The sequence below is a fragment of the Massilia forsythiae genome (assembly GCF_012849555.1).
In the GTDB taxonomy this organism is placed as follows: domain Bacteria; phylum Pseudomonadota; class Gammaproteobacteria; order Burkholderiales; family Burkholderiaceae_D; genus Telluria; species Telluria forsythiae.
The window spans coordinates 1,387,271-1,408,534 of record NZ_CP051685.1 but is presented as its reverse complement, the minus strand read 5'-3'; the positions used below and the strand labels follow the sequence as shown (position 1 = coordinate 1,408,534).

Sequence of the window (21,264 nt, the reverse complement as noted above, 5' to 3'; positions counted from 1 at the left end):
CGCGCAGGCGGGGACCCATGCCGCGCAAGCAAAATCGATCGTTGGACCGGATGCGCAATGCATGCAGGATCGATTGTAGATCCTGTGTATGGGTTCCCGCCTTCGTGGGGAGGACGGCGGTCAACCCGCGATCACGATCTGGCTGCGCAGGTCGCGCATGATCCGCTCCAGCGCCGGCTGCATGGCGCGGTAGTCGTCGGGCGAGCAGGTGGCGCGGCCGTGGCGGAACGTGAAGCGCCGCTTGACCAGGATGGTGCTGCCCTGGCGCGCATAGGTGGCGCGGTAATACATGCCGCCGTCCATCAGGCTGGTGGCCTTCGGCAGCGCCAGGATGCGCACGCCCTTCGGCAAGCGAAAGCCGGTCTGCTCCTCGTTGTCGACGGCCGGGCAGACGAATTCCTGGCGCCGCGTCTTTTCCTGCGCCAGCGCCGCCACCGCATCGCCCAGGCCGCCCCATACATCGTAGCTGGTCGGCAGCGCGCTCGGCCCGGGCAAGGCGGCAAAGCCGTCGGCGCTGCCCGAGAACGACATGCTGTACTCGTCGCCGCTGCCGTCCAGCAGGCCGGCGTCGAACACGCCGCGGCTCTTCTGGCCGACGCCCTGCAGCATGCGCCGCACCAGCTGGTCGCGCTCGGCCGGACGGGTGTCGCGCACGGTCTTGCGGTAGGGCTCGGCGATGGCGCCGGTGGCGGTCTTGCTCACCTTGAAGCTGCTGCGGCCGTCTCGGCGGATGGTAAAAAAGGCGCTGGTGCGGCTGGTTTCCGGCTGCAGGATCGGCGTCATCGCGAAGGAACCGTCGTTCAGCAGCAGCGCCGGCTTGCCGAGGACCGTCGCCGGCAGGTAGCCGGCGCTGAGCGCATCGGCGGTCGGATCGAGGTACAGGCCCAGCGACGGTACATAGACGATCATGTGGTCGAACACGCCCAGCGTGGGCGCTTGCGGCAGGCGGTAGGCGTTGCCGCTGTTGACCAGCACGCCGGTGGCGTCGATGCCGACGGCCGCCAGCAACGCCTGCAGCAGCGCGGCGTGGTCCTTGCAGTCGCCGTAGCGGTTGGCGAGCACGGTGGCGGCCGGGTGCGGCACCACGCCGCCCGGCCCGATGTAGACGCCGACGTAGCGGATGTTGCGGCGCACCCAGTCGGACAGCGCCTGGGCGCGCGTGCGCGCGTCCGGCAGGCCGGCACTCAATTGGCGCGCCAGCGCCGCGACCGCCGGGGAAGGCCTGGCGGCGCCGGCGGCGGCGCGGCGGAAGGCGGCGGCAAAGGCGGGGTAGTCGGGGAAGGTCGACACGGCCAGGCGCTTGCCGTAGTCGAGGTAGCTGACCGAATCGGCCTCGATGCGGTCGTTGTCGCCGTTGACGTAGCGCCACTGGTAGCGCTTGCGGCCCGGTGGCGGCGCTTCGTCCGGCGTCTCGGCAACGAAGCCGGCGGCATCGGCGTACAGCGGCATCGCGGCCGGCATGTCGTAGACGAGCACGTAGTTGCGCTGCAGGTGGAAGGGAGAAGAGGACAGGTCTTCGAAATGGCCGGGAAACAGCGGCGTGGCGCGCCGCAGCGCGTAGCGTACCACCAGGCGGTCGCCCACCGCCACCTCGGGAAACACCACGATCTTCAGGCGCGTGTCCTGGAACATCGGCGCTTCCAGCGAGGCCGGTTCCTGCTGGTCCTTGACCTGGCCCGGCTGCACCGCCACGCGCCGCCCATCCGGCTTTTGCGTGTACGCCTCGACCGATAGCACCTGGTCGAGCGTCTGGTTGTAGACGATGGAGAACTGGCCGTGCGCCTGTACCGCGCGCTGCTCGACGATGGTCTTGGCCTGCTCCACGGTGAGCAGGTAGGCGCCGCTCGGTTCGACCACGTAATGCTGGATGTGGCGTTCGATGACCACCGACGGATCGGTGCCGGTGTCGAACGCCAGCGCCTGCGCGCAGGCGAACAGGCAGCCCAGGAATAGCAGCGCGCAATATCTGTAAAGCATGCATGCTCCGGATCGATCGGCCCTCAGGGCAACCGGACCATGTTACGAAAGCGCAAGCTTGAACGCTTGAGGCAGCGCAAGCGTGCCCGTCTGCACCGGCCCGGACTTCCAGCCGGCACCGGACGGCGCCGCCGCACGCTTCCTGCGATAATCCCCGGATGAGCGCACTGACCTTCCACGCCGGCCCGCGCGCGCTGGCCCGCATCCGCAAATACGGCCTGCGCGCCGCCGACATCGCCGTGGTGCCGGCCGCGGCCGGCGGACCCAAGGGCCTGATCTTCCGCGCACTCGACCAGTTCCTGTTCGGCAGCTGGTTGCCAAGCGCCCCGCGCGAGCGCCTGTTGATCGGTTCCTCGATCGGCGCCTGGCGCATGGCCGCCGCCTGCCAGCGCGATCCGGTACAGGCCTTCGCGCGCCTGGGCGAGCTGTACAGCGGCCAGCGCTACGCCAGCACCAAGCCGACCCAGCGGCAAATCGACGAGGTGGTGCAGGAGCTGCTGCGCGCCTTCGTACGCGGCCACGAGGACGATATCGTCAACCACCCGCACTACCGCCTGCACCTGCTGACGGTGCGCGGCCGGCGCGCGCTGGAAGCGCCCGCGGGCCGGCGCGCCGAACTGCGCGGCTTTGCCCTGGCGGCCCTGCGCAACGCCGTCTCGCGCGAACGCCTGGCGCACCTGATGGAGCGCGTGGTGATCGGCGACGCCCGCGTCGAAGCGCCCTGGCTGCGCGAGCGCTTCGACCGCTTCACCACCCATTTCACGCCGCTGACGGCGGCCAACCTGGCGCCCGGCCTGCTGGCGTCCGGCACGCTGCCGCTGTTGATGCCGCCGGTGCGCGACCTGCCCGGGGCGCCACCCGGCCACTACTGGGACGGCGGCCTGATCGACTATCACCTGGCGCTGCCCTATGCGCGCATGGAACGGCAGGCGCCGGACGCGCTGGTGCTGTACCCGCACTTCAGCGAGCACGTGATTCCCGGCTGGCTCGACAAGTCGATGCGCTGGCGCCGCACCGCGCGCGGGCCCAACCGCGGCTGGCTCGACAACGTGCTGATCGTGGCGCCCAGCCCGTCGTTCCTGGGCCGCCTGCCGCGCGGGAAGCTCATCGACCGCAGCGATTTCCAGTTCTACGGCCTGGACCACGACGCGCGCATCCGCGCGTGGGGACGGGCGATGGAAGAGGGCGAGCGCTTGCGCGACGAGTTCGCGGCCTTCGTTCAAAACCCGGACGTGGCGCTAGTCCGTCCGCTATAAGGCCGGCAACCCCGTCGTCCCCGCGAAGGCGGGGACCCATACGTCGCTAATCGAGGACGCCGACCGCGATTCGACGCCAGCACCAATAGAAACTCGTTGACCAAATTTTAACGCGCCTGGCGTTGCCTCGAAAAGCCGCACTTTTCCCCCGTTTTGCGCTCAGGTTGCGGCCATCCGCAGCCATCGGCGTTACAATATGCGGTTTCGTCATTCGACCCCAGAAAGCTTCCCATGAGTCTCCAATGCGGCATCGTCGGCCTGCCCAACGTCGGCAAGTCCACCCTGTTCAACGCCCTGACCAAGGCCGGCATCCCGGCTGAAAACTACCCGTTCTGCACCATCGAGCCGAACGTCGGCGTGGTCGAGGTGCCGGACCCGCGCATCGACCAGCTGTCCGAGATCGTCAAGCCCGAGCGTGTCGTGAAAGCGATCGTCGAGTTCGTCGACATCGCGGGCCTGGTGGCCGGCGCGTCGAAGGGCGAGGGCCTGGGCAACCAGTTCCTGTCGCACATCCGCGAGACCGACGCCATCGTCAACGTGGTGCGCTGCTTCGAAGACCCGAACGTCATCCACGTGGCCGGCAAGGTCAGCCCGATCGACGACATCATCGTGATCCAGACCGAACTGGCGCTGGCCGACCTCGGCACCGTCGAAAAGGCGATCCACCGCGAGCAAAAGAAATCGCGCGCCGGCGACAAGGACGCGATCAAGCTGGTCGCCATCCTGGAGCAGGTGCTGCCGCACCTGAACGAAGGCTTGCCGGTCCGTACCATGGGCCTGGACGCCGACCAGTTGGCGCTGATCTACCCGCTGCACCTGATCACCGCCAAGCCGGCCATGTACGTGGCCAACGTGTCGGAAAGCGGCTTCACCGACAACCCGCTGCTGGACCAGCTGACCGAATTCGCCGCCAAGCAGAACGCCCCGATCGTGGCGATTTCCGCCGCCATCGAAGCCGAGATCGCCAACCTGGACGACGCCGACAAGACCGAGTTCCTGGCCGACCTGGGCATGGAAGAGCCGGGCCTGGACCGCCTGATCCGCGCCGCCTTCAAGCTGCTCGGCCTGCAGACCTACTTCACCGCCGGTGTCAAGGAAGTGCGCGCCTGGACCGTGCCGATCGGCGCCACCGCGCCGCAGGCGGCCGGCGTGATCCACACCGACTTCGAGCGCGGCTTCATCCGTGCGCAGACGATTGCGTTCGACGACTTCATCGCGCTGAAGGGCGAGAGCGGCGCCAAGGAAGCGGGCAAGATGCGCGCCGAGGGCAAGGAATACGTGGTCAAGGATGGGGATGTGTTGAACTTCTTGTTCAACGTCTGATCACGTGCACGCCGGGTACGCCGCCCGGCGTGCATCGCAACTTGGCTACCGGGCGGACGCCATCGTCCTCCACGCTGCACCTGCGTGGTCTCAGCCCGCCACGCGCAGGCGCCCGTCGACCAGGCGGGTCAGGCCGAGCGGATTATCCTCGCGCAGTTCCGGCGCCAGCAGGTCGGCCGGCAGGTCCTGGTAGCACACGGGACGCAGGAATCGTTCGATCGCGCTGGCGCCGACCGAGGTGCTGCGGCCATCCGTGGTGGCGGGGAAAGGTCCCCCATGTACCATTGCATGGCAGACTTCGACGCTGGTCGGAAAACCGTTGAACAGGATGCGGCCGGCCTTGCGCTCCAGGGTCGGCAGCAGGCGCGCGGCCAGCGCCTGGTCGCCGGGTGTGGCATGCACGGTGGCGGTCAGCTGGCCTTCCAGACGGCGCGCCATCTCGAGCATCTGCCCGACGTCGTTGCACGCGACCACCAGCGATGCGGGCCCAAAAATCTCTTCTTCCAGCGCGGGCGTGGTGAGATAGGTGGCGGCATCGCATGCGTACAGCGCGGCCTGGGCGGCGCTGCCGGCGCCTTCAGCCTTGCCTCGGGCAACCACCGTCACGCCAGGTACTCCGGCGTGGCGGGCCACCGCGCCGGCATAGGCCCGCTGGATGTCCGCGCTCAGCATGGTGCCGGCATCCTTTGCCGCCAGCGCCCTGCCGGCGGCGGTGCGGAAGGCGTCCAGATCCTTCCCTGCGAGTCCGATCACCAGGCCCGGATTGGTGCAGAATTGCCCTGTACCCAGCGTCAGCGATTCCACGAACCCGTGCGCCAGCCGGGCGCCGTCCGCGGCCAGCGCGCCAGGCAGTAGGAACAACGGATTGATGCTGCTCATTTCGGCATAGACGGGAATCGGCTCACGGCGCGCCTGCGCGATGCCCGCCAAGGATAGGCCGCCGCGGCGCGAGCCGGTGAATCCCACGGCCTTGATGGCCGGATGAGCGACCAGGGCCTGGCCTATGCGGTGGCCGTTGTCGTACAACATCGAAAACACGCCAGCCGGCATTCCGCATTCTTCGGCTGCCTGGCGCAGCGCCTTGCCGACCAGTTCCGACGTGCCAGGGTGGGCGGCATGCGCCTTGACCACGACCGGGCAGCCTGCGGCCAGCGCGGACGCGGTGTCGCCGCCGGCGACCGAGAATGCGAGCGGGAAGTTGGAGGCGCCGAATACGGCGACCGGGCCGAGTGGAATCTTGCGCAGGCGTAAATCCGGACGCGCCGGCGTGCGTTGCGGCAGCGCCTGATCCAGCGTCGGCGCCAGGAACAGTCCATCGCGTACGACGCTGGCGAACAGGCGCAGCTGGTTGACGGTCCGGCCACGTTCGGCTTCCAGGCGCGCCAGCGGCAGCCGTGATTCCCGGTGGGCGCGCTCGATGAGCGGCGCCCCCAGGTCCACGATGCGGTCGGCGATGGTGTCCAGAAAGCCTGCGCGCTGCGCGAGCGGCAGGGCGCGGTAGTCGTCGAAGGCTTGCTCCGACAGGCGGCAGGCGGTATCGGCATCGGCCAGCGTGGCCAGGCCGAAAGCAGGCGCGATCTCGGCGCCGAGTGCCGGGTCGACCGCGTGCAGGCTGCCTTCGCGCCCGCGTACGATGCAGCGGCCAACGATCATCTCGCCATTGATGTCCATGTATTTTCCTTGTGTGAATGGATGGAAGGAGCCGCCGCGCCGCATGTCCGGTGGCGGGGCTTCAGAAGGCATGCTGGATGCCGAGGTCGATCGCCCGGTTGCCGCTGCCGCCTTCGATGGCGCTGCCGACGGTGTACCCGGCGCCATGCCGGTTGGCGATATGGGCGGCCGACGCATACAGGAGGCTGCGCTTCGAGAGGGCATAGCGGTAGCCCAGAGCGAATTGGCTGGCGTCCCGGTCCGGAACGCTGCGGTCGTCCTTGTGGATATACGATGCCATCAGCGTATGCGCTCCGATCGGCACGCTGGTCCCGAGCAGCAGGTCGCGGCTGTCGCGGGACGGCACCGGCACGACGGCGAGGCCGTACGGGTTCGCGTTGTTGCGCAAAAGCGAGCTGTTCGTCCCCTTGTTAATACCATAGGCACAGTATGCCTTGGCGAAACCGAAGTCGTAGACGGCCGCGACCACCGTATTGGCGGCACGGCCCATGCCTTTCGCGCTCGCCGTGTCGTTGTCGCGGTTGTGGTGGCCGATCCGGATGCGCAGCGGGCCAGCCCCGTAATCGAGCGCGGCGCCCGCCTGGCGTCCCGCCGCGCTGCCGTCGCTTCCTTCGCCGGCGCCGTATGCCAGTTCGGCGTGCCAACCGGCGACCGTGGGCGACACGTATTTGAGCGTATTGTCCATGCGGCTTGCCGCATTGCCGGTCGGCGCCATCAGGTTTTTGGTATCGCCCGCTCCTCCGGAAGCGAAGGGATCGGCGAGTACCACGCTCAGGTATTGCGGTGTGTACTGGCGGCCCGCGGTCACGGTGCCGTATCGTCCCTGCAGACCGACCCAGGCCTGGCGTCCGAACAGCAAGCCGCCCTGGCCCAGGGCGCCGGTGTCGGCCTGGAACCCGTTTTCGAGCAAGAACAGCGCGGCGAGGCCGCCGCCGAGCGCTTCCTGCCCTTTGATACCGAGGCGCGAGCCGGCATCGACCCCGCTGGTGAGCTTGGTGACGCCGCCTGCCATGCCGCCGCTTTCATGCGTCAAGCCAACGTCCACCAGACCGTACACGGCAATCGTGGTTTGCCCATGCGCGCTGGCCGTGCAAACGGCCAGCAGGATGGCGGTCAGGTTTTTTTTCATCGTGTGGTCCTTGGTACCCATGCTTGCCCTTTCCTTGCCGGATGCCGGCTGTGGGAAAGCACGTACTTTCCGCAAAAAAACTCTGGTAACCTCGACCGGGCCGTCTGATCAAGCAGCCCGACGAGGCGGACGTACGCGTCCCCCATGCACCGGCGTGTCCGGGCGCGCGGCGCTGCCGTTCAGGCGATACGGTCGAAGTCCTGGACCTGGAAGACGAAGGTATCGCCGTCCTTGAACTTGTGGGTGACGACGCGGCGCCGGTTGGGGCTCAGGAACTGGTGGGTATTGTGCAAGGTGGTATGGCTGGCGGCGCTCTTGACGCGGAACAGATACGTGTCCGGCGTCAGCTCGGTTGCCTGGAGGTGCAGGTGAGACGTTTCCGCGAACGCAGTCTTGCCGCTCACGGTGATCTGCGAGACCAGGCGGACTTCGCCCACCTGGTACAGGTTTTCAATATGCTCGATCTGCTGAAAGGTTTCGTTGTCCACCCACGATATCGCCATACTCACTTTGGTCGATTCGAGAAAATTTCCGTTGATATCGAACGTTTTACTGAGACCTTCCCATTTGCCGATGAACGGGGCAAAAGGAACATGGGCGGGGATAGATGACTGCATTTTGTTTCTCCTTTAACGATAATGGGATGTCGCAGTGCTGCTCGTACTGTGAAATGTAGAAATGGACTTAAATCAACTACGCATTTTTTCGGTCATCGCGCAAGAACGGACGCTTGCCCGCGCCTCATCGGTCCTGTGTCTCAGCCAACCGGCTGTCAGTGCCCAACTAAAAGCCCTGGAGGAATCTCTCAAGATCAAGCTGTTCGACCGCACTTCGCGCGGCATGCAGATCACCGCCGCCGGCCAGGTCATGCTGGAAGAGACCGGCCGGGTCCTGGCGGCCGCCGACAACGTCTCGGCGCTGGCCAGGAAATTCGTGACGCAGGGCCTGAGCGGCGAATTCCGGCTCGGCACCATCTTCGAGCCGAGGATGCTGAGACTGGCAACCTTGATCTCGATGTTGTCGGAAAAGTATCCTCATGTTCAGGTTTCATTCAGCCAGGGCATTTCCGGAGACGTCATCACGCGCATCGCCGAACGCGAGATCAATGCCGGCTACGTCATCGGCGAACCGACGGACGAGCGCCTCCGGTTCATCAAGATCGCTCCTATCGTGTTGCGTGTCGTCGCCCCGTATTCCTGGCGCGACCGGATCGCCGACGCGTCCTGGCACGACATCGTCCAGCTGCCCTGGCTGTCGACCCCCGGCAAATGCTCGTTCCGCTCGATCGCTGCACGCATGTTCGCGCGCCACAACGTGTTGCCCCGAACCGTCATCGAAGCCGACCAGGAATCGATCCTGAGCGATCTGGTCACCCAGGGCATCGGCCTGACCCTGCTGCGCGAAGACGTCGCCATCGCAGGAGAAGCCGAGGGCAAGATCACCATCTGGTCGCCGGGCATGGAACTGGACAACCTGTACTTCGTCTACCTGGACGCCTGCAAGGACAGCGACCTGATGCGGGCGATCGTGCCGCTGATACGGCGCATCTGGTCGCTCGACGCTGCTTAGGCCGGACGCGTGGCCAGGCGCGCATGGAGCGCCAGCTGGCGGCGCTGGTACAGGTTGTTCAGGACCAGGGCGGTGGCCGTGACCACGGCGCCGCACACCTGCACCTGATGCGGCACCACGCCGGTCAGGGCCGAGATGATGAATGCGGTCACCGGCACCACGTCCATGAACAGCACGCCGTTCAGCGGCGTGACGATCTTGTTGCCCATGTTCCAGCAGAGGACGCCGACCATGCCCGCTATCAAGGCCATGTACAGCAGGTGGGGCAGCACCGTCACCGTATCGGCGACGCTCGGCGGCTGGATCGCATGGGTCAGGTCCAGTACCAGGGTGACGGCGAACACGCTCGTCAGCCCCAGCAGGGTGGTCAGGGTGGTGTAGCGGTAGGCGGACCAGCCCGGGAAGAAGCCCGCACCGATCGTGTATACGACCCAGCACAGGGCGCCCGCGAGCAGCGGCAGGTAGGCTGCGAACGACGACGGGCGGTTCAGCAGCGCATTAAAATTGCCTTCCGTGATGACGAGCAGGACGCCGACGAAGGACATCGAGATGAAGCCCAGGGTGGCCCTGGCCGGCTTGACGCCGCGGATCACCCAATTGGCGAGCACGCCCAGCAGGGGCATCGTGGCCATGACGATGGATGCGGTCAGCGCGCCGCTCGGCCCCGCCAGTTGCTGTCCGAGAAAGACCAGAAAGCCGAACCCGGCAAAGCCCGCGGTGCCCAGCAGCCATGCCAGGACGACGCGTTCGCCTTTCAGGTGGAAGGCGTGGATGCCTTCCTTGTACAGCAACAGGATGGCGAACGCCAGGCCGGCGATCGTGTAGCGCGCCGCCGTGAAGTGGAATGGATCGACGTGCGCCAGAGCCGAAGTCATGACCGGGAACATTGCGCCCCAAGACAAGGTGGCGATCAAGCAGAATATGACGCCACTCAGGTAATTCTGTTTCATGGTTTTTCCTTTCATGTTGAAAATGGGTTTGCCGATATGCCGGCCGTTACATCAGAAACGCACCGACGTCGGTCACCCTGACCTTGCCGCTGGGGCTATACGGAATGGCCGGAAGGACGGCGCACTTTTCGAAGGTGACCGATTCCAGGGCGGCTAGCGTGCGGATCTTTTCGATCAGGATCGGTTCGTCGTTGCACGCTTTCTTGAGCGACAAGGCGCATGCCAGGCCCGGCGCCGGTCCGCCCTTGAACGGCAGGATGGCGACGTCGCCCACATTGGGCAGGGCGCGGATGGTGTCTTCCAGCCGGTACAGGTTGGTGGCGTTGCCCGGCTCCTGGGTGCGGTTCAGCAGGTACAAGCGCTGGTCCTGGTCGAGATAGCCCTGTTCCGGCGTGACCAGGTAGCGCCGTCCGTCGATGCGCAGCTCGGCTGCGTTGCCGTCAGCGTAGGACAGCATGTTCATGTAGCTGTCGACCACGACCGTGCCGGGCGTCCCCGGCGCGACCGCCCGGCCATCCGGCCCCACGACGCGCACCGAATTGCCGTCGTAGGCGCGGCCGACGCTGTCGGGATGGGCAAGCAAGTCGGCCGGGTCGGCCAAGGTATTCACGCCGGTCTCGGTGGTGCCGTAGTACTCGTGCAGGCAAGGTCCGAGCGACGTCAGCGCACGCAGCTTCAGGCGTGCGGTCAGGTGCTTGCCGCCGATGAGCAACCAGCGCAGCGAAGGCAGGGCGGCGCGCGCATCGGCGGGGAAGCTCTCCAGGAGGCCGCCGAGCATGACCGGCGTCATTACGCTCGCGGTGATGCGCTCGTCCTCCAGCACTTTCCTGGCTTGGACCGGGGAATCGAAGGTATCGATGTAGATGCTTGCCCCGAGCGACAGGAACAAACGCACCCAGCCATTTCCCGCCGCATGGTAGATCGGCATGATTGACAGGAAGCGGTCTGTGTCGCTGAAGCGATAGCGCTCGGTGAAGTAGGCAAAACGCCGCTGGTCGAACGGTGTGTCGCGCAGCACCGGCTTGGGCGCGCCGCTGGTGCCGGACGTGAAGCCGACCGCGCGGTAGGGGCGCTTGGGCAAGCCGGCGTCGGCGATGCAGGCCTGGACATCGACGTGGTCGCCGCATACGCCGATGAACTCGGTGGTGAGCGAATCCAGGTCGATCAGCATCGTGCTCGACTGCGCCAGGGTCGCCACGTTGTTGGTGCACACGGTGCGGCTGCTCACCAGCACTAGTTCGGAGCCGATGGCGACGTTCATGGCCTTCAACTGGCCCGGCGCCAGCGTATAGTCGAGACCGGTCACGGGGACGCCCAGTGTCGCCAGCGCCGACAGCCATGGCAGCAAGTCGATGCGGTTGCCGGCGATGTAGGATGCCTGGCGCGGCAGGTTGCGCTCGTAATGCTTCAGCAGGAACAGGATTTTTTTCTCGGTTTCCCGGCGAAACTCGTTCCAATTCATGCATGCATCCTTGCTCTTGAACACGATCGTGTCCGGCGCGGTGCCTTCGTATTTCTTGATCAATTCGAGATGAATCATGTCGATACCTCTTTTGTTTTAATATTTAATAATTGGTGGAATGCGCGTCATGCGTAGAAAACATGTACACCGCTGCGCTGGATGGTTTCGATTTTCTTGCGGATGGCATGGGTGATCTGCTGGCCCGGCACTACCAGCGGTACGCCGGGCGGATAGGGAATGATGAAACCTTCGGAGCACGACGGCGCCGCGACGATTTTCCGCTTTGCGACGATGGATTGAATCGCGGCGAATAAATGGTGGGCAGCGCTTTCGTCGATCCCGATGTGGAAATTGAAAAGAACAGCGGTTTCCGTGATCCGGTTGACATACACATTGAATTCAGAAAACAGGAATTCCTTGAATTCGCGCGCTGCCATGCCGAGATTCTCGATATTTACCGATACCTTGGTCGGGTCGGCATGCGAATAAGGAAACGTGGCGGATGAATACTGGCCGGCATTCACCGAATTCGGTCCCAGCAACTCACCGACTTGCCGGCAGAACTGCGCAGCGAGTTGGGTGGAACGCGCCATCAACACTTCGCCTTCGAGTGCCATCTGGGCACGCGCCAGATCGAGCGAGGCAAGCAGCGGATAGCTCGGCGAGGTGGTATGCAGGCGGAAGCGCGACACCCGCAAGCGCGCCGCCAGGTTGGCATCGCCGCAGTAATGGATCATCGATGCCTGGCGCAGGCAGCTCATCGACTTATGGGCCGATTGGGTGACCACGATCTTCAGGTCCGGCCAGTGTTCGCGCAGGCGTCCGGCGCGCACGGCCGTCAGCGCCTTCAAGTCCTGCTGGAAGTAGTTGGCGGCGCCCCAGGCCTCGTCGATCAGAAAGCTGGTCGTCGTGGCGCCGTTTTCCAGCAGGTAGCGAATCAGGCCGGGAACGTCGTAGACCACGCCTTCATAGGAATGTGCAGTCAGCACGATCAGCCGGTACGGATCGCGTTCCTTTTCGGCAGCCAGCACCATGCGCAGCAGTTCCGCGGGCTCCCACATGTGTTTTTCCGATACGCTGCACGACCAGGCCGGTTGCAGGTAATCGATTTTCGCATCATGCCGGCGCAGGCTGAAATGCAGCGACTGATGGCAGGTCTTATCCAGCAGTACGCGCCCGTTTTTCTCGCACAGCGCGTCGATGGCGATCTGATTGGATACGGTGGTGCCGGACGTCACGAAGAACGTGCCATCGGCGCCGAACAATTCGGCCGCGAGGCATTCGGCTTCGTGTATCGCCTGTTTTCCGAAAAAGAAGGAATCGAAATTGTCGCCGGTAATCGTCAGATCCGAGCGCAAATAATGTTCTCCCAATAACTGCTGATATTTGCGGTTCAATGGCGAGGTGTTGATCGAGCGCCCCTGGGATAATGGAAGCGTATGGAAACTATTGATGTTTGATTTGGAAAGATTTATTAGTGCATTTGCCAGCGGTGTCTCGGAATGTGCACTGTGTTCTGGTGCTTCGATATTCATTGCGACTCCTTTTGGTTTATAGGACTTCCCTGGAAATCACTTTACCTATATTGCAAAACCAAAACTATTCATATTATTGGAAGGCTGTCATCAGTATTTCGAGGGGAGGGCGATTGCACGCTGTGCGGCGGGAGGCGTTCGGGTGAGCCGGTGCCTCGATCGGTGCGGCCGGGGCTGGGCTGGAACAATCAAATGGCTTTTCGCTAACCCGATGACCTTGTCCCGCACCGGCGCCCATGCCAGCCGGTTGCCGGACGACCTGCAACCCTGCGCAGGCAGTGATTGCAGCGCGCAGCCAAGAACAAAGACCCTTCGATGTCTACGTCAATATCCGCTGGCGGCGCCGCTGTTGCGTGCGCCCGTCGACTCATGCCGGGTCGCTCATGTACACTGGCCTCCCCACAATTTTTCATCCGAGAACCACCTCATGAAATGGCTTGCCGCCGTCGCCCTGCTGACCTTGCCCTTCGCCACCCTGCACGCCCAGGAAGCGCCAGACGACCAGAAACCGATCCAATGCGATTCCTGCGCCGCCTGGAACAAAGCGCAAAAACCTTTCAAAATCTACGGTAATACCTGGTACGTCGGCACGGCCGGCCTGTCTTCGGTATTGATCACCTCGCCGGAAGGCCACATCCTGATCGACGGCGGCCTGCCGCAATCCGGGCCGCTGATCGAAGCCAACATCAAGGCGGCCGGTTTCAAGATCGAGGACGTCCGCATGATCCTCAGTTCGCACGCCCACTTCGACCATGCCGGCGGCATCGCCTACCTGCAGGGCAAGAGCGGCGCCCGCGTGGTGGCCAGCGCCGAGGGCGCGCGCGTGCTGGAAAGCGGCGCGGTGGCGCGCGAGGATGCGCAATACGACAGCTTGAAGGACATGGCCTTCCCCAAAGTGAAGAACGTGCGCGCCGTGCGCAACGAAGAGACGCTCGGCGTCGGCTCGCTGCGCGTGACCACCCGCCTGACGCCGGGCCATTCCCCGGACAGCGCCAGCTGGACCTGGACGTCCTGCGACAAGGATGCGTGCCGCGACATGGTGTTCGCCGACAGCCTGACGCCGGTGGCGGACGAGGGTTACCGCTTCTCGGGCGACGCGACGCACCCCGACCAGTCGGCGGCGTTCAAGGCCAGCATCGCCAAGGTGCGTGCGCTGTCGTGCGACATCATGATTCCGGCCCATCCGGAAACCAAGGAAACCGGCAAGAAGGCGGCGCCGCGCAAGGGTGCCGCCGCCAAGGCCGCTGCCGGCACCGTCTTCACGGTGCCGAACGGCTGCAAGGCCTACGCGAATGCGGCCGACAAGGCGCTCGACAAGCGCCTGGCGCAGGAAAAGGCGGCGAAGTAAAGCCACCGTCGCCCCCGCGCAGGCGGGGGCCCATACAAAGCAACAACAGCCGGTACCTTGGACGATTTCGAACACTTCAACGTACCGACTTCGGACACCCGGCATGGGTCCCCCGCCTTCGCGGGGACGACGGTAGTGCGCAAGCGCATGTCATTGAACCGTTAAATTTTCGTCATCAAGCTGACATACGTGTTGGCTATGCTCCCCGGGATCGACCGCCCCCACGCGGCCCCATCCCCGAATCTGGAGCAATGACAATGAATGCCAACACCGACCTGTCCCGCCGCCGCCTGCTGGGCTTCCTGGGCGCCTCGCCGATGCTGCCGCTGAGTGCCGGCGGCATGGGCGCGCTGCTGGCCGCGTGCGGCGGCAGCGACCATGATGCCGGTACCGGCCCGGTGGCCACCACGCCGGCCACGCCGGCCGTCACGCTGGCCAGCGTCAGCTTCGGCGCGATGACCGCGCCGACCATGGCCAACGCCGCGGCGATGGCCACGACCTCGGTGGCATCGACCATGACGGCCACCTTCAGCGACAGCAGCAAGCTCGATTTCAAGCTTTCCTATCAACCGTTCTTCATCACCGGCGACCAGGTCCCGAACGGCAGCGGCGGCACCATCCTGGCCGGCGGCTACTACGACATCAACAACAAGCCGATCGTCGACACCAGCGTCGCTGGTAAAGAGCGCCAGTTCTTCTCGGACTCACCGGACGGCACCTCGCTGCTGACCGTGCCGAACGCCAGCGTCGCCGGCGTCAAGGGCAATACCGTGTTCGCCGTGGTGCAGTTCGAGTACACCACCTGGGCGCAGGACGGCAAGACCGACATGTACGGCAAGCTGCCGGCGCCGATCGCGGTGCTGACGCTGGACCAGGACAAGACCACCGGCAAACTCAGCCTGGTGAAGTACCACAACGTCGATACTTCCAGCGTGAACGGCCTGTGGATCACCTGCGGCGCCAGCCTGTCGCCGTGGGGCACCCACCTGTCGAGCGAGGAGTACGAGCCGAACGCTTTCACCGCCGCCACCGACGCCCAATTCCGCGCCTACAGCAAGAACCTGTACGGCGACGAGACGAAGGCGAATCCGTACAACTACGGCCACCTGCCCGAAATCACGGTCAATACCGACGGCACGGCCAGCATCAAGAAGCACTACTGCATGGGCCGCATCTCGCACGAGCTGGTGCAGGTACTGGGCGACAACCGCACCGTGCTGATGGGCGACGACGCCACCAACAGCGGCTACTTCGTGTTCGTCGCCGACAAGGAAAAAGACCTGTCGGCGGGCACGCTGTACGTCGCCAGGGTCGGCAGCGGCTTTTCGCTGGACCCGGCCGCTGCTAGCGCGCCGCTCACCTGGATCAAGCTCGGCGCCGCAAGCAGCGCCGAAATCCGCGCGCTGGCGGCCTCGGTCAAGCCGGCCGACATCATGGACGTCAGGACGGCCGACCCGCAGGATGCCAGCTACACCAAAGTTGCCGCCAACGGCCGCATCGAGTGGTTGAAACTGATGCCGGGCATGGAAAAGGCGGCCGCCTTCCTGGAGACGCACCGCTACGCGGCGCTGGTCGGCGCCTCGATGGGGTTCACGAAAATGGAAGGCACCACCGTCAACCTGAAGGACAAGATCGCCTATTCGGCGCTGCAGAACTGCCAGAGCTCGATGGTGGCGGGGAATGCGCTCAACGTGGCGGGCAACGGCATCTCGATCCCGAAGGCGCTGAACGCCGGCGCGGTGATGATGCTGAACCTGAAGGGCGGCCAGAAGGACACCGCCGGCAACGCCATCGACAGCGACTGGATGCCGGCCGATACCAAGGCGCTGCTGACCGGCGAGGACATCGCCGCCGACGCGCTCGGCAACACCGGCAATCCGGACCGGGTCGCCAATCCGGACAACCTGAAATTCTCGGAAAAGATGCGCACCCTGTTCATCGGCGAGGACAGCAGCCAGCACGTCAACAATTTCCTGTGGGCATACAACGTCGACAGCAAGCAGTTGTCGCGCATCCTGTCGGTGCCGGCCGGCGGCGAATCGACCGGCCTGCACGCGGTGGACGACATCAATGGCTGGACCTACATCATGAGCAACTTCCAGCACGCCGGGGATTGGGGCGGCATCCATGCCGGGGTGAAGACCACGCTCGATCCGCTGATCCGCGCCAACTACAAGGACAAGTTCGGGGCGGCGGTGGGCTACCTGACCGGGGAGCTGGCGCAGTTCAAGCTGGCCAAGGCGTAACGCTCGTGGGGCGGTGCCGGTGTGCATGCGTATATTGAACGCGTGGACGGGAATACCCGCCTCGCCGGCCACGTCCACCCTGCGTCACAACGCAATTATCCGTTCTGAAACAGGCGCACGAATTCGGCTGCCGCCGCGCCCGGGTCCGGCGCCGCATACACGCTGCTGATCGCCGCCGCCATGTCGGCGCCGAGCGCCACCAGCGGCTGCGCCCGCTCCGCCGTCATGCCGCCGATGACCACCACCGGCAGGCGCAACACTGCCTTCGCGCGCGCCACGAGCGCCGGCGGCGTGGTCACCGGATACTGTTTTACCAGCGACGGATAAAAGCCGCCGAAGGCGACGTAGCTGGCGCCGTTTTCCTGTGCCGCCAGCGCCAGCGCGAAGTTGCCGTAGCAGGACGCGCCGACGATCTTGCCCGGTCCGAGCGCGTCGCGCACCGACGCCACCGCCGCATCGGTCCCGCCGACGTGCACGCCGTCGGCGTCCAGGCGCCGGCACAGGTGCACGTGGTCGTTGATCACCAGCGGCCGGCCGTGGCGGCGGCACAGCGCCAGCAGGGCCGCCGCCTGTTCCTCGCGCAGTGGAGTCGACGCCGTCTTGTGGCGGTACTGTACCAATGCGGCGCCGGCTTCCAGCGCGGCGTGGGTGGCGTCCAGCAGGCGTTCGGTGTCGTCCCAGTCGGGCGTCACCAGGTACAAACCCTTCATGTTCAGTCCCATGCTCATGCTCCTCGATGCTGGATGCGGCGCGGAATGCGCTGGCCGGGGGCGATCACGTAGGAATCGGCCAGCGCCTGGTTGCAGTAGCGCTGGCCGTTTTCCAGCGCTTGCGACATCGGTTCGCCCAGCGCCAGGCGCGCCGCGATGCTGGACGCCAGCGTGCAGCCGCTGCCGTGGAATTCGCCGGGCAGGCGCGGCCAGCGCCAGGCGCGCGCGCCCTCGGGCCCGATCCAGCGGTTGACCACCTCGGCGCCGTCGGCACGGTGGTCGGCATCGTGGCCGCCGGTCAGCAGCACGTGCGCGCAGGCGCGCGCCAGGTCGCCGATGCGCGCGGCTTCCGGCCCGTTCGGCGTCAGCAGCGTGGCCAGCGGCAGCAGCGGCAGCAGGCTGGCCAGCGCGTCGTCGCGCCCGAGGGCGTCGCCGCGGCCGCTGGCCAGCACCGGATCGAGCACCACCGGCAGCGCCGGCCAGCGCGCGCGCAGCGTGCCGACCAGCGCGGCGATCGCCTCGGCATTGTCGCGGCTGCCGACAATGCCGATCTTGACCGCGCCCACCGGGATGCCCTCGGCCAGCAGCAGCGCCTGGCGCGCCAGCAGGGCGGCGTCCACCGGTACCACCTCGCGCACGCGGTTGTTGTCCTGCACCGTGAGCGCGGTGACCACCGGCAGCGCGTGCGCGCCCTGGGCGGCGATGGCTTCGATGTCGGCGCCGATGCCGGCGCCGCCGGACGGGTCAAGCCCGGCGAACACCAGCACGCACGGGCGCGCAGATTCGTGCGCGGCGGCGCGCGCTGCTTCAGCTTCCCGCGGCGCCCCCATCAGACCCGTCCCGCCATCGGCGACGACGGAGAGGCCGCGAAACGGCGCGCCATGCGCCCGGCCAGCCAGGCTTCGCGCCCGGCCTCCACCGCCAGGCGCATCGCGCGCGCCATCCGTACCGGATCGTGCGCCAAGGCGATGGCGCTGTTCATCAGCACGCCGTCGCAGCCGAGCTCCATCGCGATGGCCGCGTCGGAAGCGGTACCGACCCCGGCATCGACCAGCACCGGCACCTTGGCCTGCTCGATGATCAGCGACAGGTTCCACGGATTCAGGATGCCCATGCCCGAGCCGATCAGCGAGGCCAGCGGCATCACCGCCACGCAGCCGATGTCTTCCAGCATGCGCGCCTGGATCGGGTCGTCGCTGCAGTAGACCATCACGTCGAAGCCGTCGCGCACCAGTTCCTCGGCGGCGCGCAGGGTTTCCGGCATGTTGGGGAACAGGGTCTTGTCGTCGCCCAGCACTTCCAATTTCACGAGCTTGTGCCCGTTCAGCAGTTCGCGCGCCAGCTGCAGCGTGTACACGGCATCCTTCGCGTCGTAGCAGCCGGCGGTGTTGGGCAGGATGGTGTAGCGCGCGGGGGGCAGCGCCTCCAGCAGGTTGGGCGCGTGCGGGTCCTGGCCGATGTTCACGCGGCGGATCGCCACGGTGACGATGTCCGCGCCGGCCGCCTCGGTGGCGGCGCGGGTCTGGTCCAGGTCGCGGTACTTGCCGCTGCCCACCAGCAGGCGCGAACGGTACTGCTTGCCGGCGATGACGAGCGGCTTGTCCGCGCGCGCGGCGCTGGTCGTTGCATTCGTGTTTGCATTCATGATGTCCGTTTATCCTTGTTTTCGAAGGGGCGGCGTTCAGCCGCCGCCGATGGCGCGCACCACGTCCACGCGGTCGCGCGGCGCGGGGATGGTCTCGGCCCAGCGTTCGCGCGGCACCACGCGCCGGTTGACGGCCAGGGCCAGCGCCTGGCCGGCCAGGCCGAGCGCGGCCACCAGGTCGTGCAGGCTGGCGCCATCGGGCAGCGCGTGCGGCGCGCCGTTCAGTTCGATGTCCGGCACGATTACTCCTTGTGATACAGCTCGGCGCCGCGGCGCATGAATTCCACCGCTTTCACTTGCATGCCCTGCGCCAGCGCGGCGCCGGGTTCGGCGATGCCCTGCCTGGCGGCGTAGTCGCGCACCTCCTGCGTGATCTTCATCGAGCAGAAATGCGGGCCGCACATCGAGCAGAAGTGCGCCACCTTGCTCGACTCCTTGGGCAGCGTCTCGTCGTGGAAGGCGCGCGCCTTGTCCGGGTCCAGTCCCAGGTTGAACTGGTCGGCCCAACGGAACTCGAAGCGCGCCTTCGACAGCGCGTTGTCGCGGATCTGCGCGCCCGGATGGCCCTTGGCCAGGTCGGCCGCGTGCGCCGCTATCTTGTACGTGATGATGCCGTCCTTGACGTCGTTCTTGTCGGGCAGGCCGAGGTGTTCCTTGGGCGTCACGTAGCACAGCATGGCTGTGCCGTACCAGCCGATGTTGGCGGCGCCGATGCCGGAGGTGATGTGGTCGTAGCCGGGCGCGATGTCGGTGGTCAGCGGTCCCAGCGTGTAGAAGGGCGCTTCGTGGCACTGCTCCAGCTGCAGGTCCATGTTTTCCTTGACCATGTGCAGCGGTACGTGGCCCGGCCCTTCGATCATGGTCTGCACGTCGTGGCGCCAGGCGATTTGCGTGAGTTCGCCCAGCGTCTTCAGCTCGGCCAGCTGCGCTTCGTCGTTGGCGTCGTAGATCGAGCCGGGGCGCAGGCCGTCGCCCAGGCTGAAGGCGACGTCGTAGGCCTTCATGATTTCGCAGATCTCGTCGAAACGCGTGTACAGGAAGGATTCCTTGTGATGTGCCAGGCACCACTTGGCCATGATCGAGCCGCCGCGCGAGACGATGCCGGTCAGGCGGTTCGCCGTCATCGGCACGAAGGGCAGGCGCACGCCGGCGTGGATGGTGAAGTAGTCGACGCCTTGCTCGGCCTGTTCGATCAGGGTGTCGCGATAGATTTCCCAGGTGAGTTCCTCGGCCTTGCCATGGACCTTTTCCAGCGCCTGGTACAGCGGCACGGTGCCGATCGGAACCGGACTGTTACGGATGATCCATTCGCGCGTTTCGTGGATGTGCTTGCCGGTCGACAGGTCCATCACGGTATCGCCGCCCCAGCGGATCGCCCAGGTCATCTTTTCGACTTCCTCGCCGATCGACGAGGTGACCGCCGAGTTGCCGATGTTGGCGTTGATCTTGACGAGGAAGTTGCGGCCGATGATCATCGGTTCCGATTCCGGGTGGTTGATGTTGGCCGGCAGGATGGCGCGCCCGCGCGCGATTTCGTCGCGCACGAATTCCGGCGTGATCTCGGCCGGAATGCTGGCGCCGAACGACTGGCCCGGATGCTGGCGGCCCAGCAGCGCCGCCATGCGCTGGCCGGTGGGACCGGCATCGGCCAGCGTGCGCAGGTATTCCTGGCGGCGCAGGTTTTCGCGGATCGCCACGAATTCCATCTCGGGCGTGACGATGCCCTGGCGCGCGTAGTGCATCTGCGTGACGTTACGGCCGGGCAGGGCGCGGCGCGGCTTGCGGTGCAGCTGGAAGCGCAATTCGGCCAGCTTCGGATCGTTCAGCCGTTCGAGGCCGTAGGCCGACGTCGGGCCGGCCAGCGCTTCGGTGTCGCCGCGCTCGCGGATCCATCCGGCGCGCGGGCAGGCCAGGCCGGAACGGATGTCGATGCTGGCTTGCGGATCGGTGTACGGGCCGGAGGTGTCGTAGACCCACACCGGCGGATTCGGTTCGAAGCCGAACGAGGCGGGCGTATCGGACTGGTGGATCTCGCGCATCGGCACGCGCAGGTCGGGCCGGCTGCCGGCAACGTAGACCTTGCGCGAATTCGGCAGCGGTGCGACGGCCGCGGCATCGACCGTGGCGTGGGTGGAAAGGAATTTCGGATCGGCGTTCAAGTGCACTCCCTGTCACTGTGAAGATCGGCGATCCAGCGGGAGGAGTGCGGAGCGAGGCATGTTGCGGCGCCGGTGGACGCGCACGCGCTGCTCTGTAGCTTCCCTTCGCTGGCATTATCCAGATCAGGTTCGGAGGGTATTTCTCACCCGCGCCCGTGACGGCGCAGGACCCCTAGCGTTGTTGCCGCCCCGCGATGGGGCGACGGCGCGAGTGTACGCGCGATTGGTGAGGTTGGCAATTGGATGCGATACTATCGCCGCTCCCGCAATCGCCTCCGCTCTAC

Annotated in this window: 17 protein-coding genes and 1 riboswitch; of the genes, 5 read left to right on the top strand and 12 right to left on the bottom strand. The window is 65.9% G+C overall.

The genetic code is table 11. The annotated features are described in order from the left end of the window. Window positions 1–120: 120 nt before the first annotated feature. Window positions 121–1,977, bottom strand: coding sequence for a DUF3857 domain-containing transglutaminase family protein (locus tag HH212_RS06025; protein WP_169434599.1), 1,857 nt, complete (start codon window positions 1,975–1,977; stop codon window positions 121–123). A gap of 158 nt (window positions 1,978–2,135) precedes the next feature. Between HH212_RS06025 and HH212_RS06020 the strand changes: the two genes are divergently transcribed. Together HH212_RS06020 and ychF are read left to right on the top strand one after the other, a co-directional pair. Next, window positions 2,136–3,233: a patatin-like phospholipase family protein gene (locus HH212_RS06020; protein WP_169434598.1), complete on the top strand. Its 1,098-nt coding sequence runs from the start codon at window positions 2,136–2,138 to the stop codon at window positions 3,231–3,233. 231 nt (window positions 3,234–3,464) lie between these two features. After that, window positions 3,465–4,556 (top strand): redox-regulated ATPase YchF, encoded by a 1,092-nt coding sequence (gene ychF / locus HH212_RS06015; protein WP_169434597.1) that lies wholly within the window; start codon window positions 3,465–3,467, stop codon window positions 4,554–4,556. A 90-nt stretch (window positions 4,557–4,646) separates the two neighbouring features. On the opposite strand, the gene HH212_RS06010 is transcribed toward ychF, so the two are convergent. The 3 genes from HH212_RS06010 to HH212_RS06000 form a co-directional block, all read right to left on the bottom strand. Further along, entirely contained in the window at window positions 4,647–6,227 is a 1,581-nt protein-coding gene (locus HH212_RS06010) for an aldehyde dehydrogenase (NADP(+)) (RefSeq protein WP_169434596.1), read from the bottom strand. A 61-nt stretch (window positions 6,228–6,288) separates the two neighbouring features. Then, a complete protein-coding gene (locus HH212_RS06005; RefSeq protein WP_170205295.1) occupies window positions 6,289–7,356 on the bottom strand; it encodes a porin in 1,068 nt (355 codons plus the stop codon). A 179-nt stretch (window positions 7,357–7,535) separates the two neighbouring features. Beyond that, a complete protein-coding gene (locus HH212_RS06000) occupies window positions 7,536–7,973 on the bottom strand; it encodes a hypothetical protein (protein ID WP_169434595.1) in 438 nt (145 codons plus the stop codon). Between the two features lie 61 nt (window positions 7,974–8,034). On the opposite strand from HH212_RS06000, the gene HH212_RS05995 reads away from it, so the two are divergent. Continuing rightward, window positions 8,035–8,925, top strand: a complete 891-nt coding sequence (locus HH212_RS05995; RefSeq protein ID WP_169434594.1) for a LysR family transcriptional regulator — start codon at window positions 8,035–8,037, stop codon at window positions 8,923–8,925. Here the strand turns inward: HH212_RS05995 and HH212_RS05990 are convergent. Genes HH212_RS05990 through HH212_RS05980 form a run of 3 tightly spaced genes read right to left on the bottom strand, consistent with a single transcriptional unit; the run spans window position 8,922 to window position 12,872 of the window. Continuing rightward, the gene (locus tag HH212_RS05990; RefSeq protein ID WP_169434593.1) at window positions 8,922–9,875 is read right to left on the bottom strand and encodes a DMT family transporter; all 954 of its coding nucleotides are present in this window, start codon (window positions 9,873–9,875) and stop codon (window positions 8,922–8,924) included. The genes HH212_RS05995 and HH212_RS05990 overlap by 4 nt on opposite strands. Window positions 9,876–9,921: 46 nt before the next feature. Next, window positions 9,922–11,415 carry a class I adenylate-forming enzyme family protein gene (locus tag HH212_RS05985; RefSeq protein ID WP_169434592.1) on the bottom strand — a complete coding sequence of 498 codons (1,494 nt, stop codon included), beginning with the start codon at window positions 11,413–11,415 and terminating at the stop codon, window positions 9,922–9,924. Between the two features lie 47 nt (window positions 11,416–11,462). Continuing rightward, window positions 11,463–12,872 (bottom strand): aminotransferase class I/II-fold pyridoxal phosphate-dependent enzyme, encoded by a 1,410-nt coding sequence (locus HH212_RS05980; protein ID WP_169434591.1) that lies wholly within the window; start codon window positions 12,870–12,872, stop codon window positions 11,463–11,465. A 427-nt stretch (window positions 12,873–13,299) separates the two neighbouring features. Between HH212_RS05980 and bla the strand changes: the two genes are divergently transcribed. Next, the gene (bla, locus tag HH212_RS05975; protein ID WP_169434590.1) at window positions 13,300–14,220 is read left to right on the top strand and encodes a subclass B3 metallo-beta-lactamase; all 921 of its coding nucleotides are present in this window, start codon (window positions 13,300–13,302) and stop codon (window positions 14,218–14,220) included. Between the two features lie 257 nt (window positions 14,221–14,477). Next, a complete protein-coding gene (locus HH212_RS05970; protein WP_169434589.1) occupies window positions 14,478–16,466 on the top strand; it encodes a PhoX family protein in 1,989 nt (662 codons plus the stop codon). A gap of 95 nt (window positions 16,467–16,561) precedes the next feature. On the opposite strand, the gene thiE is transcribed toward HH212_RS05970, so the two are convergent. The 5 genes from thiE to thiC are packed head-to-tail and all read right to left on the bottom strand — an operon-like array spanning window position 16,562 to window position 20,980. Further along, the gene (thiE, locus tag HH212_RS05965) at window positions 16,562–17,176 is read right to left on the bottom strand and encodes a thiamine phosphate synthase (protein WP_170205294.1); all 615 of its coding nucleotides are present in this window, start codon (window positions 17,174–17,176) and stop codon (window positions 16,562–16,564) included. Window positions 17,177–17,190: 14 nt separating this feature from the next. Next, window positions 17,191–18,006, bottom strand: a complete 816-nt coding sequence (gene thiD / locus HH212_RS05960) for a bifunctional hydroxymethylpyrimidine kinase/phosphomethylpyrimidine kinase (protein ID WP_169434588.1) — start codon at window positions 18,004–18,006, stop codon at window positions 17,191–17,193. Then, a complete protein-coding gene (locus tag HH212_RS05955; RefSeq protein ID WP_169434587.1) occupies window positions 18,006–18,821 on the bottom strand; it encodes a thiazole synthase in 816 nt (271 codons plus the stop codon). The genes thiD and HH212_RS05955 overlap by 1 nt, the downstream gene beginning before the upstream one ends. Window positions 18,822–18,857: 36 nt before the next feature. Further along, window positions 18,858–19,061: a sulfur carrier protein ThiS gene (gene thiS / locus HH212_RS05950; protein ID WP_169434586.1), complete on the bottom strand. Its 204-nt coding sequence runs from the start codon at window positions 19,059–19,061 to the stop codon at window positions 18,858–18,860. 2 nt (window positions 19,062–19,063) lie between these two features. After that, complete coding sequence (thiC, locus tag HH212_RS05945; protein WP_169434585.1) at window positions 19,064–20,980, bottom strand: phosphomethylpyrimidine synthase ThiC; 1,917 nt, start codon at window positions 20,978–20,980, stop codon at window positions 19,064–19,066. Window positions 20,981–21,063: 83 nt separating this feature from the next. Further along, window positions 21,064–21,164: riboswitch (TPP riboswitch) on the bottom strand. Between the last annotated feature and the right edge of the window lie 100 nt (window positions 21,165–21,264).

What these genes read in the sequence shown, in the direction of transcription:
- HH212_RS06025 (WP_169434599.1), bottom strand. Translation starts at nt 1,977, where the DNA reads ATGCTTTACAGATATTGCGCGCTGCTATTCCTGGGCTGCCTGTTCGCC.
- HH212_RS06020 (WP_169434598.1), top strand. Translation starts at nt 2,136, where the DNA reads ATGAGCGCACTGACCTTCCACGCCGGCCCGCGCGCGCTGGCCCGCATC.
- ychF (WP_169434597.1), top strand. Translation starts at nt 3,465, where the DNA reads ATGAGTCTCCAATGCGGCATCGTCGGCCTGCCCAACGTCGGCAAGTCC.
- HH212_RS06010 (WP_169434596.1), bottom strand. Translation starts at nt 6,227, where the DNA reads ATGGACATCAATGGCGAGATGATCGTTGGCCGCTGCATCGTACGCGGG.
- HH212_RS06005 (WP_170205295.1), bottom strand. Translation starts at nt 7,356, where the DNA reads ATGAAAAAAAACCTGACCGCCATCCTGCTGGCCGTTTGCACGGCCAGC.
- HH212_RS06000 (WP_169434595.1), bottom strand. Translation starts at nt 7,973, where the DNA reads ATGCAGTCATCTATCCCCGCCCATGTTCCTTTTGCCCCGTTCATCGGC.
- HH212_RS05995 (WP_169434594.1), top strand. Translation starts at nt 8,035, where the DNA reads ATGGACTTAAATCAACTACGCATTTTTTCGGTCATCGCGCAAGAACGG.
- HH212_RS05990 (WP_169434593.1), bottom strand. Translation starts at nt 9,875, where the DNA reads ATGAAACAGAATTACCTGAGTGGCGTCATATTCTGCTTGATCGCCACC.
- HH212_RS05985 (WP_169434592.1), bottom strand. Translation starts at nt 11,415, where the DNA reads ATGATTCATCTCGAATTGATCAAGAAATACGAAGGCACCGCGCCGGAC.
- HH212_RS05980 (WP_169434591.1), bottom strand. Translation starts at nt 12,872, where the DNA reads ATGAATATCGAAGCACCAGAACACAGTGCACATTCCGAGACACCGCTG.
- bla (WP_169434590.1), top strand. Translation starts at nt 13,300, where the DNA reads ATGAAATGGCTTGCCGCCGTCGCCCTGCTGACCTTGCCCTTCGCCACC.
- HH212_RS05970 (WP_169434589.1), top strand. Translation starts at nt 14,478, where the DNA reads ATGAATGCCAACACCGACCTGTCCCGCCGCCGCCTGCTGGGCTTCCTG.
- thiE (WP_170205294.1), bottom strand. Translation starts at nt 17,176, where the DNA reads ATGAAGGGTTTGTACCTGGTGACGCCCGACTGGGACGACACCGAACGC.
- thiD (WP_169434588.1), bottom strand. Translation starts at nt 18,006, where the DNA reads ATGGGGGCGCCGCGGGAAGCTGAAGCAGCGCGCGCCGCCGCGCACGAA.
- HH212_RS05955 (WP_169434587.1), bottom strand. Translation starts at nt 18,821, where the DNA reads ATGAATGCAAACACGAATGCAACGACCAGCGCCGCGCGCGCGGACAAG.